Raw genomic sequence first — 13,160 nt, forward strand, 5'->3', positions numbered from 1 at the left:
AAATCGGAATTCAGCCGCCATAACTGCACACTCGAAGACGCAGAAAGCTAGGACTTCAGCTTCGGCTTCACGTCTTTGTCGTAGATGCCCTGCAAGGTGCTCTTCAGGGCGGTCAGCGTGCTCTTCACCTCGGCCTTTTCATTCATGATCTTGGCCGCGGACTTGGCCATTTCCTGATCCGCGCCGGCCAGGAACACCCGGGCGTAGTCCTGGCTCTTGGTGACCTTGAGCTGGTCCAAGGCGACCTGGATCTGCGGAGTCTGCGCCAAGACCGCGGACATGTCCGCCGAGGTGCGGGTGGGCATGTAGCCGGTGGCCTGGGAGAACTGGGCGGTGTTCTGCGCATTGGTCACGAAGCTGACGAACTTGGCCGCGGCCAGCTGGCGCTCCGGGGAGGTCTTCTGGGCAATGACCAAGCCGGCACCGCCGGTGGGGCACACCGGGGATTTGCTCGCCGGTCCGCCGGGCAGGAAGCCGACGCCGATGTTCATGCCTTTGGCGCTCGCGGCCTTCAACGTGGTGACCAGGTCGCCGGTCGAGGAGACCGTGGAGCTGACCGCTCCCGCGGTCATATCGCCCACCGCGTCTTTGGAGGAAACGCCGGCCCAACCGTCTTTGACGATGCTGTCCTGGACCCACTGCATGGCTTTGACCGAAGCGTCGGAATCCGCGGTCATCTCCCATTCCTTGGACCAGCCGCCGCCCTGGCCCCAGAGCACGTTCTGCAAGGTCCAACCCGCGTAGCCGGCCAGCGCCGGGTACTGGTAGGCGTTCTGGTAGCCGCTCTGTGCCGCGTTGGCTGCCTTGATCTTCGGCGCCCACTCCGCGAACTCGTCCCAGGTGGTCGGTGCGCGGTCCGGCAGGCCGGCTGCTGCGAAGTGGTCTTTGTTGTAGTAGAACAGCGGGGTCGAACGGGCGTAGGGTGCGGCCCAGTGCTGGTTGTCGTAGCTGTAGTCGCCGTACAGGGTGCTGTTGAAGTCGTCGGTCTTGTCGCCCACGGCCTTGAGCAGATCGTCGATCGGGACGATTGCGCCGGAAAGCGTGTAACGGAACCACCAGACGTCGGAGGCCACGACGACGTCGGGCACGTCATTGCCGGTCTGCGAGGTCTGGAACTTCTGCGCCACCTCTTCGTAGTTCTGGCCTCCGGTGATCAGGTTGACCTTGATCGCCGGGTTGGCTTTCTGGAAGTCGTCGATGAGCTTCTGCTCGATCGCCTGGGAGGAACCCGGGTGGCTGGACATGAAGCTGATCTGGGTGGCCGGAGTGACCTTGGACCAGTCGGTTGCGGCCGCGCTGCTGCTCGCCGCTCCGGAGGTGTTCGGTCCGCCGCAAGCGGCCAGAGCCGCGGTGCCAAGTCCCAGTCCCCCCAGGGCCAGGAAATTCTTGCGCTTGATGTTCATTGAGTGCCTTTCGGTGTGATGCGGTGGATGCGATTGACAGGGTTCGTTGCGGTGAAGCGTATTGCGGCGGGCTTCCGGGCGCGGGCGCTACCCGGTCACCGAGCCTTGGGTGAGGCCGGCCACGATATAGCGTTGCAGGGCGGCGAAGATGATCAGGATCGGCAGGATCACGATCACTGCGCCGGCCATCAGGATGCCCCAGGCCTGTGAGCTGGAATCCGAGTTGGTGAGCAGGGTCAGGCCGACCGGGAGCGTCATCATTTCGGCCTTGGTGGTGATGATGAGCGGCCAGATGTAGTCGTTCCACTCGGTCACGATGGTGACCAGGGCGACCGTGGCGATCGACGGCACCGAGACCGGTACGACGATCTTCCAGAGCCGTTTCCAGTGCCCGGCGCCGTCGATTTCGGCGGATTCGAGGATCGAGGGCGGCAGCGTCATGAAGTGCTGGCGCAGCAGGAAGGTGCCGAAGGCCGTACCCAAACCAGGCAGGATGATGCCCCAGTAGGTGTTCTGGCCATTGAGGCTGGAGATCAAAATGTAGTTCGGCAGTACCGCGACCTGCGGCGGGACCATCAGGGCGACCAGGATCAAGATGAAGATCAGCCGCTTGAACGGGAACCGCACGAAGACCAAGGCATAGGCGGTGAGGATCGCCAGCACGCATTTGATCACCGAACCGATCACGGTGACGATCACGCTGTTCAGGAAGAACTGCGCGAACGGCACCCGGGTGGCGGCTTCGGCGTAGTTGTCGAAGCTCGGTGCCTGCGGCAGGATCTTCAGGTCGGTGGTGATGATTTCGCCGGGAGCCTTGAAGGAGGAGAGGATCATCCAGAGCAGCGGCAGGAAGACCAGCAAGGTCGCCAGGATCAGCGGCAGGTATCCGGTGACCAGGGTTTTGCTCAGATTCTTCCAGGAGAACGGCCCGGGGCGCCGGCCGGCCTGGACCGGGGCGGTTTGCAGTGCGCTCATGCGTAATGCACCTTCTTTTCCACGAAGCGCATCTGCACCACGGTCATGATCAACAGCAGGGCGAACAGCACCACCGAGATCGCGGCCGAATAGCCGGCCTTGTTGTAGGCGCCGAACGCCTGCAGATAAGTCTCGAACATCAAGGTGTTGGTGCCTTGGCCGGTAGGGGTCATGATTTTGAGGATGTCGAAGGCCTGCAGCGAGGAGAGCAACGACGTGATCAGCAGGAAGAAGGTCGTGGGGGAGAGCAGCGGGAAGCTGATCGCGAAGAACCTGCGGAAGGAACCGGCTCCGTCGAGCGAAGCGGCTTCCATCACGTCCTTGGGCATCGACTGCAATCCGGCCAGATAGACCACCGCGCAATAGCCGAGGTTCTTCCAGACATAGACGATGATCACCATGACCAGGGAGAGCTTGGGATCGTTGATCCATTGCGGGCTGCTCTGGCCCAGTCCACGCAGGACCCAGGAAAGCACGCCGTAGACCGGGTCGAAAATGAACAGCCAGACCAGGCCGACGCCGACGCCGGAGAGCACGTAAGGGGCGAACACCGCAGAACGGGCGAAGGTGCGGCCGGGGATCTTCTGGTTGAGGGCCAGCGCGATCAGCAGGCCGAGCACCATCGAGCCGCCCACCGTGAAGACCGTGAAGATCGCGGTGGTGCCGAGGACTTTGCCGGCATCCGCCGACGTGAAGAAGGTGATGTAGTTCTGCAGCCCGATCGCGGTGGCGAATTCCGAGCCGAGCGTCCAGTCAAGCATCGAGTACTGGATGTTGGCGATCAGCGGCCGATAGGTGAAGACCGCGATCAGGACAATGTTCGGCATCGCGAAAGCCAGGAAAATCCAGGCGTCGCGTTTGGTCCGTCCGGTCCAATAACGTTGCTTGATCTTGTCTGTACCACCGGGTGCGGGCGGCGGTATCGATGCCGGTGATTCCAGCACCTGGGTCTTCGTCGAATCGACCCTGCTCATAGTGTTCTCGCTTTGCTGCTTGGTGTTCCTCGGCTGAAACCGCCCCCCGGCGGATGCAGCACGAACTCCTACTACTCCAGCACAAGCGACGACTCTGTCTTGCCAAAATCGTACTGGCTGCGTCAATGTTCCCCCAGCCTTCACTGACCGTTCACCTGGTATCGCGACAGACTGTTGCCTGAGATATCCAGACAACTTCGCCGGGCGGTGCTTCGGACGCCGAAACTCTGTCCCACCGAATGACGCAACTGAGTGGGACAAAACGGCTCTGTCCCACTGGGCTGCCCGACTCGGTGGGACCTGCCGATCGCCTTCCTGGCTGCGGGGGCGCAGAATAGGGGGATGACCACGGATGGACCGCCACAAGGACAATTGACCGATGTGCCCGGAATGCTGGTGGGCCAAGTGGAGCGGATCGGCCAAGGCTGGCTCACCGGGGTCAGCGTGGTGATTCCGCCGGCCGGCAGCATCGGTGCGGTGGACGTGCGCGGGGGTGGGCCGGGAACCCACGAAACCGATGCCTTGGACCCGACCACGCTGGTCTCCACGGTGGACGCGGTGGTGCTCAGCGGCGGCAGCGCCTATGGCTTGGCCGCAGCCGGGGGCGTGCAGCGCTGGTGCGAGGAACAAGGCCGGGGCTTCGCGGTGGACGGCGGCGTGGTGCCGATTGTGCCGGCTGCGGCGATTTTCGACCTGGGCCGCGGTGGCGATTTCGCGCTGCGCCCCGATCTGGAAATGGGGTACTGGGCGGCGCAGAGCGCGCATTCCGGCGAGGTGAAACGCGGCAATGCCGGTGCCGGCGCCGGTGCCGCGCTCGGCCGGGGGAGTTTCAAGGGCGGGGTGGGCACCGCTTCGATGCGGATGCCGGGCGCCAATTCCGAGATCGTGGTGGCGGCGCTGGCGGTAGTCAATGCAGCAGGCCTGCCACTGGGCGCGCAAACCGCTCCGCCGAATGGCCCCGCATCGGACGGACCTGCGCTCAACACCACCCTGGCCGTGGTCGCTACGAATGCGGTGCTGACCGTGGCGCAGGCCAAGCGAACTGCCACCGCAGCCCATGACGGCTTTGCCCGAGCGCTCTCCCCGGTGCACACCTTGGCTGATGGGGACACGGTTTTCACCCTGGCCAGCTGCGAGCGGGGGCTCAGCGGCGCCGGGTCGTCGTCGACTGTGGCCCTGATCGAATTGCAGGCGATCGCCGCACTCGTGGTGCAACGGGCGATCGAAGACGGCATCGCGAGCGCCGAGACGGTGCGCACCGACGCCGGAGAACTCCCGCGCTGGCCGGGATGACTGGGTGGAGCCGCCGATGTTGGCTCACGGCGCTTCGGCCACGGCCAGTGTTGCCCAGCAGACCGCCCTGGCTTTGGCTACGAGCGGTGAGCTGGCCATGTCTGTCCGGTACATCAGACTAAGCCTGGAAAAAGCGCTCTCGTCCTCCAAAGGCAGATAAACGAGCCCTGGAATGGCGAAGGCACGCATCGATTCCGGCACGACGGCGATCCCCAGGTGGCCGGCGACGAGGCCCAAAATCGTGGGGAACTGCACGGCCTCCTGAGTGATGTCGAAATTGACTCCGGCAGCGCGGACAAGTGCCGAGATGTGGTCGAAAAGGCCCGAAACCCGTCCCCGGGGAAAGGCGATAAAACTTTCCCCTTTGAGTTCTTGCAGGCATATCGATTTCCGGCCGGCCAGGTAATGGTCAGTCGAGACCGCTACGACGAGGGGCTCGTTGCGGAGCAGGGTGCTCTCGATTCCCAGCGGCGGGTGCGCTTCGCGGGCGATCCCGACGTCGAGGGCACCGCTGCTCAATAGATTGATCTGCGCATCGGTGGTTTCCTCACTCAACTCCAATTCGATCCCGGGCCATTGGAGTCTGAGTTGACGAACCACCGGAGGAACGGCCGCAATTGCGGCGGAGGAGACGAAACCAAGCCGTAGACGGCCGAGCTCGCCATCCCGGGCTTGCCTCATCGCGGACGTCAGTACCGCATGTTGCGCCAGTATCGTGCGGGCGTGCCGGAGCAGCAATTCGCCTCCGGAGGTCAGCCGCACATTCCTCGAATCACGCACGAACAACTGGGTTCGGCACTCTTCTTCCAGCTTCCGAATCTGCTGGCTCAGTGGTGGCTGGGCCATATGCAGCTTTTCAGCGGCCCGGTTGAAATGGAGTTCCTCGGCGACTGCGACGAAGAGTTCCAAGCGACGAAGGTTCATGCAATCAAGACTAATTGAATATCAATGGTCTTCAAATGAATATTTCAATTTCAGATCGGACAGGCCTACGGTTGACAGTGAGGAAGCTCACATTGTGAGCAGCAGTGCGATGGGAGAAACGTCCGTTATGGCAAGATCAGCCAGAAGTTTCATCAATGGTTCTTGGATAGAGGGAGCCGGATCGCCGGTGACGCGGTTCAATCCCGCGCGGACCGGGGAAGCAGTCACCAGCCATCGGCATGCGGATTCGGCGCAGTTGGAAGAATCGATTCGGGCGGCAGTGGTTGCTGGACCGGCTTGGCAGGCACTGGGGATCATTGCACGGGGCAGAATATTGTTCCGGGTGGGGGCTCTGATCCGGGAACGGGCTGAAGAGATCGCCCAGCTGATGACCGCCGAGCATGGCAAAACCGTTGCCGAATCCAGGCTCGAGGTCGAAGCGTCCGCGGACACCTTCGATTATCACGCCGGCTCGGCCCGCAACCCGATCGGCGCCGAGTTCCCGTCCAGCCATCCGGATGAGCGGATCTATACGGTACGCCGCCCGCTCGGAGTCGTCGGGGTGATCACGCCTTGGAACTTCCCCTTGCAAATTCCCGCGTGGAAGATCGCTCCGGCGCTCCTGTACGGAAACACGGTGGTCTGGAAGCCGGCCAGCCATACGCCGGGAGTATCCGTGCTGTTGGCGGAAATCTTCGCCGCTGCGGGGCTGCCGTCTGGGGTCGTGAATCTGCTCTTGGCTCCGGGTGCTCTCGGCTCCGAGCTGGTATCGCATCCAGAAGTGTCCGGTGTGACGTTCACCGGCTCGGTCCCAGTCGGCCACCAGATCCGCTCGATCGTTTGCGGCCGGGGCGCGAAACTCCAGATGGAGTTGGGCGGGCACAACGCCACCCTGGTGCTGCCGGACGCCGACCCTGAACTTGCCGCCAGCAGCATTGTCAGCGCGGCTATGGGCTCGTCCGGGCAGAAGTGCACTGCGACTCGTCGAATCATTCTGGTGGGTGATTCGCCGGCGGGATTGCTGGAATTGCTGGAGGAGAAGGTGCGTGCGCTGGTGCTTGGACCCGGCACGGACCCTGCAGTCCAGATTGGACCGGTGGTTTCGGCCGCGGCCCGGGATGAAATCGCGGCGGCGATCGACCAGGCGGTCGCGGAGGGTGCGGAGGTTTTGGCAGAGGCCGACCTGCCGGACGCCGTCGGGCACTATGTGCGGCCTACGATCCTTTCCGGACCCGCCTCGATGACGATCTGCCAGGAAGAAGTCTTCGGTCCGGTCGCCACTGTGCTCCGGGCCGGGACTCTGGAAGAAGCTGTCGAACTGGCTAACAGCACCGCCTTCGGACTCACGGCATCGGTTTTCACGAGCAGCGAACGGGCCGCCAGATACTGTGTGGCACAACTGGACGCCGGTCTGGTCAAAGTCAATGCCGCATCGACCGGATCCGAGTTGCACGCCCCGTTCGGCGGATTGAAGGATTCCACGTTTGCCGGCCCGCGGGAACAGAACAGCGCTGCAGCAGCCGTATTCTTCACGGATGAAAAGACCGCATACGTGCGGTTGGCTCCGGAACAGCCGTGATCATGCCAGTGCAGGAAGAAACAGTAGAGGAAGAAACAGGGCACGAATGCCTGCGCCCGCCCCATCAGGTGCTCACCGGCACCGATATGAACGGTGCTTGGGCCACCCGGCACAGTTTCGCCCGAACCATGCTGCGCCGGGCGAGATCACAGGCTTGGCACGTCGAAAAGACCAGACTGGACTTCGATGCACAAGGGTGCGGAACTGCCGTGTACACCGTGTATGCCGAAGGTCGGATTTTCAGCTTCATCGCGTTTTCCCGAACTTTGGACGAATCGCAACGCACTGACCGAGTGATCGCGGACGCGTGGGACGTTACCGCCGCTTTGCTCGAGGGACGTCTCACTTCGGAGCGCGAAGAGCAACTGCGGCAAAACGTTCCGGTCCAGGAAAAGGGGAGACCGGGTGCGGACGCGATGGTCTTGACCCGGGCGAACCGCAGTCTGCGATTCTTCGATTATGTGGGCGACTGCCTTGCCCGTGGGCAGCAGCCAGACGTGCACAGCATGGGTCCGAGCCCTTATGTGCTGCGCAGTACGGCGTTCTACAGCAACGGCAAATTCGGCTTGAAGGAATTCGCCGATTTCCCAGCCGGTCACCCTCTGGGGGTGCCGTACCGTGCGCAAATGCTCGCAGCGTGGCTGCTGAGGGAACTCAGCATCGACCTCGTGGAACATGTTGCCAGGGCGAAAGCTGATGCCGCAGGAACCCAATTCGTACCGCTCGACCCGCAGTGGGGGAAGTACCTCGGCCTCGGTAACGCCACCGGGCTCGGGATGGTCCCCTTCGTGGTCAACCACCCGGAGTATTTGGACGCCTGGTGCCGGTTGCGCGAGATTCCTCTGAGCCGAGCTCTGATGCAGAGCTACTCGCCGGACCACCCGGATCTGGAGCGAATAGTGGTTCTGCTGACTCGGGCATGCGGCTATCTTGAGGAAAAGCGGGAACTCAAAACGGCTCCTTTCCTAGATCCGCCGGCGATTCGATCCCAACTGGGCGGATTATTGGCCCAACTGCGGGCTTTCATCAACACTTCCACTTCGGCTGAGCCGATACTGGCTCATTTGCACGAGAAGGCAGCTCGGTTGAGTGCCGAAGCCAGGGGAATCCTGGCCTCGATCGTGATCGAGCTCCGCTCAGATTTCGACGACGAGGCCGAGGTTTTGTTGACCATTGGCGAAACGGCGGTTCCTGATGCCGGAATGCGGTGCGCAGAGCTCCGACGTCTGTTGGCTGCCAACTACGGCTGGGTCCGGACCCATGATTTCGGCGACCCGTCCGCCACCGGCTTCTTCTGGTTTTCCGCTACCGCCAATGAGGAGCCGCGGCGTGGCAGGCGCGCCGGGCGACTCCCCGGGGGAGTCGAACACTGCACCGATATCGCCCAGCGGATAGCCAGGCTGAATGCGGATTTGGCGAGATACTCCGAAGCCTCCAGTGTTGCCGAGTTCCTGAGGATGTTCCCGGAGCATCGCTTCGCGGTTCATCGAGTGCAGCAAACCCAGGGCCTGCGCTACCCAGAGATCCACGACAATCTCCTGGCCGAGGACTTTTTACCACTGAGCGTGCAGCGCTTTCAGCTGGCAGTCTACGGAATGAACAACTTCAGTCCGCAGTCGACGGACTGGCTGCGGGTCACTTTGTTCAGCGGGGCACCGCGAACGGCAGACCTCGGGCGTGAGACATCCGACGCCGACGACTGGCTCTTCCCCTTGGCGCCACCGTCAAAACCATCATTGGAAAAGGAAAGCCGACCGTGAACCTCCATGATCGAGCAACCGTTGTGGATGGCCTCCAGATCAGCAACTGGAGCCGGCCAGTCCTCGAAGAGCTGCGGGCCGGAGGTGTGAGCGCGGTGAACGCGACCTGTGCCGTCTGGGAAAACGCCGCGGACACGCTGCGTTCGATTGGGCAATGGCTGGAATTGGCCAATCGAAACCCAGACTTGGTGTTTCTCGCCAAGACTGGGGACGACATCGATTTGGCCAAACAGCAGAACAAGGTCGCGGTGTTTTTGGGGTTCCAGAATGCCAGTCCGTTCGAGGACGACTATCGCTACGTTGAGGCATTTCACCGGCTCGGCGTCCGGATTGGCCAACTGACCTACAACAATCAAAACCTTCTCGGCAGCGGGTGCTTCGAAGCGCAGGACGCCGGGCTCACCAGATATGGGCGAGTGATCGTGACGGAGATGAACCGGGTCGGTATGCTGATCGACCTTTCGCACGTAGGCCATCGGACCAGCCGGGAGGCGATCGAGGAGTCCGCGGATCCGGTGGCGATCACCCATTCGAATCCGCTGTGGTTCTTCGATTCGCCGCGGAATAAGCCAGATGAGGTGATCCGGGCACTGGTAGATCGCGGCGGAGTGATCGGTTGTTGTCTTTACCCCACGGTGAGCGGCGGCGAGCATGTCACCTTGCGGAGCTTCTGCGAGATGGTACGGCGGATGGCTGAACAGTATGGTGCAGCGCATATCGGCATCGGCAGCGACTGTACTCGTGGCTGGAACCAGGAATTCGTCGGATGGCTCCGCAATGGCCGGTGGAAACCGACTGACCCGCAGCATGCTCCGAGTTGGCCGCAATGGCCGGCTTGGTTCAAAGGTCCTTCGGATTTCCCGCAGCTCACCGAGGGTTTGTCCGCGGCCGGTTTGGACGATCAGACCATTACCGCAATATTGGGCGGAAACTGGAGCAGGTTGTTTTCCGAGGTCATGGATGTTGTCAAGGAGCCGGCCAATGTCTGAACAGAGTGAAGCAACGATTGCCGCCGAGTTCAGACAGCCCCGCGAAATCATCGATGCGGCCTCGCGCGCTTTGCGCGTGATCGGGGCGGATCCGGCCGAGGCTCAGCTGGGCGCGCTTGCCGCAGTGCGCGCCGAGGCCGCGGGTCAGGAGGGCCTGAAGTGGCTCGCCGAAATCTTGGCCACACCGTGGAACCCGCAGAAAGCTCCGCCGACGGTGGAAGTTGCGGAGTACCCGGATACCAGAATCTACGAATTGAAGGCCCTTGGGCAGCCAGCGCTGCGCACGATGCTCGAACTGATCGATCTGGCCAGTGAGGGCCTTGGGGACGTTGCGTTGGCCGGAAGGCTCTTCATCGCCTACACGGAGCAAGAATGCGTTGCCGGGCCGCTTTGGGACGAGTTGTTGCTTCGTCAGGCGGCGCAGTTGCAACGGGCCGTCGTCTTGCTCGGTAGCGCCCGGACGACGGTTCCGGCAATCCGGACCATGGCACGGCGTACCGAGGGTAACGCCGTCGTGGTCGAGTCCGGCCTGCGTGCCGATCTGGCGGAAGTTGTTCCACCGCATCTGTTCATGCCGTGTGTCACTGCGTTCATAGTGTTGCCGGGTTCAGCGGAACCCGCGGCCGAGTTGGTGCCGATACCTGCCAGGCCGTTGCCGATTCGGGACGAAGATTGGCAGAACATTCAACGAATCGCTGGGAAGTTCTTGGTGGTGGGCGCATGAGCGAAATCATCCGCGGTCAGTTCGACGACGGCAAGCCCCGTCCGTATTCGGCGTCGGCCAGCTTCGACCGGTTGGTTTTCCTCTGCGGTCAGGTCCCCACCCGGCCGGACGGCAGCTGCGCTGTCGGGATCACTGAGCAGCTCCGGCAGGCCTTCGACAATCTGGAGGCTGCGCTCGCCAATGCCAATTCCGATCTTTCCGGACTACTCAAACTCACTGTCTATCTGGCCGACTTGGACGAATTCGAAGAATACAACGCCGCCTACCTCACCAGGTTGCACGGCTATCCCTTGCCCCCGCGGACCACGGTACAAGTCGCCCGCTTCCGGGGTGAAAAACGCATCGAAATCGATGCCATCGCAGCCGTCACCGCGTAGTCGTACAACGATCACGGATCTGCTGGGTTACCACCGTTGCTTTCCCTCTTCTCAGATCGGAACCACCATGCTTCAGCAAGCACCAACGAGCGCCGCGCAGACGACCATCGATTCTGCGCCGCTGAACTCCTTCCACAAACGCTTGACCCTCTTCAGCTCGGGCGGGCCGTTCCTCGATGGATACATTCTGGCCATCATCGGCATCGCGTTGGTCCAGATTATTCCGAACTGGCAAATGAACGACTGGTGGAATGGGCTCATCGGCGCCTCAGCGCTCGTCGGAGTCTTCATCGGAGGGCTGGTTTTCGGTAATCTGACGGACCGGATCGGGCGGAAATTGATGTATACCATCGACCTGGTGGCGATCATCGTCTTTTCGGTGCTTCAGTTTTTCGTCCAAGAACCTTGGCAATTGTTCGTTCTGCGATTGCTCATCGGGGTCGCGGTCGGTGCCGATTACCCCATTGCCACCGCGCTCGTTGCCGAGTTCGTGCCCAAAAACTGGCGGGCCCGCTTGCTGGGTGGTCTCAACGCGATGTGGTTTGTGGGAGCGACTGCCGCAGCCTTCGTCGGCTATTGGTTGCTGTCCATCGAGGACGGATGGCGCTGGATGCTGCTTTCTTCGGCGATACCGGCGGTGCTGATCTTGGTGGCAAGGGCCAGCATCCCCGAATCGCCGCACTGGCTGGTCAGCAGGGGGCGGCAAGCCGAAGCCCTGCAGATTCTGCGCAAAACCATCGGTGAGGGTGCCACGTTGGCGGGCATCACGGCTCACGATCCCAAAGCAGCCAAGCTCAGTAGTAGGAAGGCTTTCGGGCTGGTGCTCGGCGGTGGATACTTGCGCCGGGTCGTTTTCATCTCAATTTTTTGGACCTGCACCATCGTGACGCTGTTCGCCATTTACGCCTTCGGTCCACAGATACTGGCGCTTTTCAACCTGCAGTCCGGCGATGAGGCCAACATCGGTTACGGTCTGATCAACCTGTTCTTCCTGGTCGGCAACATCGTTGCCCTTCTGGTTGTGGACAAGCTGGGTCGCCGGCCGGTGTTGATCTGGGGATTCGTCCTCTCAGGTGCCGGATTGGTGTTCCTGGCGATCTACCCCCAGGCGCCACTGGGATTGATCGCCTTGGCTTTCGCCTTCTATGCCATTTTCAACGGCGGCCCGTCGATCCTCGAGTGGATTTACCCCAATGAACTCTTTCCCACCAAAGTCCGGGCCACCGCGGTCGGCCTGTGCACTGGGATTAGCCGGATCGGTGCTGCCATCGGGACTTTCGCCACTCCATTGTCGTTGACTCACCTGGGCTTGTCCGGCACAATGTGGATCGCCGCAGCGATCGCTTTGGTCGGGGCCGGGGCGAGCTATTTCATGGCACCGGAGACCAAGGGCCAAGATCTCGAGCAGGCTGCGGCGCTGTGAGCGTCGCCGCGATTTAACTAATCAGCCACAATGGCGTAAAGTTGTTTGTTGGTTGTCTGCGCTTTGGCGCGCCCATTCCGCTCTATTCCCTAGATCTTTTCAGATCCTGCCCGTGATCCTACGGCGCTGGGTCGAAACGATCAAGGCAACAGGGCGTCAGCGGGCGGATTCGAGCGTATGCAAGCAAAGAGTAAAGCCAGCTTTCCTGCGCCTGCGCGGGAGGGCACCGGTTAGCCAAAACAAGAGTTAGTGGAGGATATGGCCAAGAAAGACGGGGTCATTGAGATTGAGGGCGTGGTGACTGAAGCGCTGCCCAACGCGATGTTTCGTGTTGAGTTGACGAACAAGCACATCGTTCTCGCTCATATTTCTGGAAAGATGCGCCAACACTACATCCGAATCCTCCCTGAGGACCGGGTTGTGGTGGAGCTAAGCCCGTACGACCTCACTCGTGGCCGTATTGTTTACCGCTACAAATAAATCTCACCTGCTCACACGCAAAGGAACGCCATGAAGGTCAAGCCGAGCGTCAAGCAGATCTGCGACAAGTGCAAGGTGATCCGCCGTAATGGTCGGGTCATGGTGATCTGCGAGAACCCGCGCCACAAGCAGCGCCAGGGCTAATTCTCTCCTCACGGAGAGTAATCCCTCGTTCTGCCCACGCAAGTACATAGATAGAAGGCAGCACAAGCCGAGTTTCCTTTCCGGAAACAAGGCTTACCCCCGGTCGGAGGCCGGG

Annotated in this window: 13 protein-coding genes; 9 read left to right on the plus strand and 4 right to left on the minus strand. The window is 61.7% G+C overall.

What is annotated here, in order from left to right; all coding sequences use genetic code 11:
• Nucleotides 1–47: 47 nt before the first annotated feature.
• From JOE69_RS13710 to JOE69_RS13720, 3 genes are all read right to left on the minus strand, one after another.
• The gene (locus JOE69_RS13710; protein WP_296365741.1) at nt 48–1,403 is read right to left on the minus strand and encodes an ABC transporter substrate-binding protein; all 1,356 of its coding nucleotides are present in this window, start codon (nt 1,401–1,403) and stop codon (nt 48–50) included.
• 87 nt (nt 1,404–1,490) lie between these two features.
• Complete coding sequence (locus tag JOE69_RS13715; protein ID WP_309799588.1) at nt 1,491–2,378, minus strand: carbohydrate ABC transporter permease; 888 nt, start codon at nt 2,376–2,378, stop codon at nt 1,491–1,493.
• A complete protein-coding gene (locus tag JOE69_RS13720; RefSeq protein ID WP_309799589.1) occupies nt 2,375–3,352 on the minus strand; it encodes a carbohydrate ABC transporter permease in 978 nt (325 codons plus the stop codon). The genes JOE69_RS13715 and JOE69_RS13720 overlap by 4 nt, the downstream gene beginning before the upstream one ends.
• A gap of 342 nt (nt 3,353–3,694) precedes the next feature.
• On the opposite strand from JOE69_RS13720, the gene JOE69_RS13725 reads away from it, so the two are divergent.
• The gene (locus JOE69_RS13725) at nt 3,695–4,645 is read left to right on the plus strand and encodes a P1 family peptidase (protein ID WP_309799591.1); all 951 of its coding nucleotides are present in this window, start codon (nt 3,695–3,697) and stop codon (nt 4,643–4,645) included.
• 24 nt (nt 4,646–4,669) lie between these two features.
• Here the strand turns inward: JOE69_RS13725 and JOE69_RS13730 are convergent, their stop codons facing one another.
• Nucleotides 4,670–5,554 carry a LysR family transcriptional regulator gene (locus JOE69_RS13730; protein ID WP_309799593.1) on the minus strand — a complete coding sequence of 295 codons (885 nt, stop codon included), beginning with the start codon at nt 5,552–5,554 and terminating at the stop codon, nt 4,670–4,672.
• Between the two features lie 142 nt (nt 5,555–5,696).
• Here JOE69_RS13730 and JOE69_RS13735 point away from each other — a divergent pair, with 142 nt between their 5' ends.
• From JOE69_RS13735 to rpmJ, 8 genes are all read left to right on the plus strand, one after another.
• Nucleotides 5,697–7,148 carry an aldehyde dehydrogenase family protein gene (locus tag JOE69_RS13735; RefSeq protein ID WP_309799595.1) on the plus strand — a complete coding sequence of 484 codons (1,452 nt, stop codon included), beginning with the start codon at nt 5,697–5,699 and terminating at the stop codon, nt 7,146–7,148.
• Nucleotides 7,149–7,150: 2 nt separating this feature from the next.
• Entirely contained in the window at nt 7,151–8,908 is a 1,758-nt protein-coding gene (locus JOE69_RS13740; RefSeq protein ID WP_309799597.1) for a hypothetical protein, read from the plus strand.
• The gene (locus JOE69_RS13745; protein WP_309799599.1) at nt 8,905–9,897 is read left to right on the plus strand and encodes a membrane dipeptidase; all 993 of its coding nucleotides are present in this window, start codon (nt 8,905–8,907) and stop codon (nt 9,895–9,897) included. Before JOE69_RS13740 ends, JOE69_RS13745 begins: the two co-directional genes overlap by 4 nt.
• Nucleotides 9,890–10,621, plus strand: coding sequence for a hypothetical protein (locus JOE69_RS13750; protein WP_309799601.1), 732 nt, complete (start codon nt 9,890–9,892; stop codon nt 10,619–10,621). Before JOE69_RS13745 ends, JOE69_RS13750 begins: the two co-directional genes overlap by 8 nt.
• A complete protein-coding gene (locus JOE69_RS13755) occupies nt 10,618–10,998 on the plus strand; it encodes a RidA family protein (protein WP_309799604.1) in 381 nt (126 codons plus the stop codon). Before JOE69_RS13750 ends, JOE69_RS13755 begins: the two co-directional genes overlap by 4 nt.
• Nucleotides 10,999–11,065: 67 nt before the next feature.
• Nucleotides 11,066–12,421: an MFS transporter gene (locus JOE69_RS13760; RefSeq protein WP_309799606.1), complete on the plus strand. Its 1,356-nt coding sequence runs from the start codon at nt 11,066–11,068 to the stop codon at nt 12,419–12,421.
• A gap of 258 nt (nt 12,422–12,679) precedes the next feature.
• Nucleotides 12,680–12,901, plus strand: coding sequence for a translation initiation factor IF-1 (gene infA, locus JOE69_RS13765; protein ID WP_009358723.1), 222 nt, complete (start codon nt 12,680–12,682; stop codon nt 12,899–12,901).
• Between the two features lie 30 nt (nt 12,902–12,931).
• Nucleotides 12,932–13,045 (plus strand): 50S ribosomal protein L36, encoded by a 114-nt coding sequence (gene rpmJ, locus JOE69_RS13770; RefSeq protein ID WP_011775570.1) that lies wholly within the window; start codon nt 12,932–12,934, stop codon nt 13,043–13,045.
• Nucleotides 13,046–13,160 lie beyond the last annotated feature (115 nt).

Origin of the sequence: Arthrobacter russicus (genome assembly GCF_031454135.1) — a bacterium.
GTDB lineage: Bacteria > Actinomycetota > Actinomycetes > Actinomycetales > Micrococcaceae > Renibacterium > Renibacterium russicum.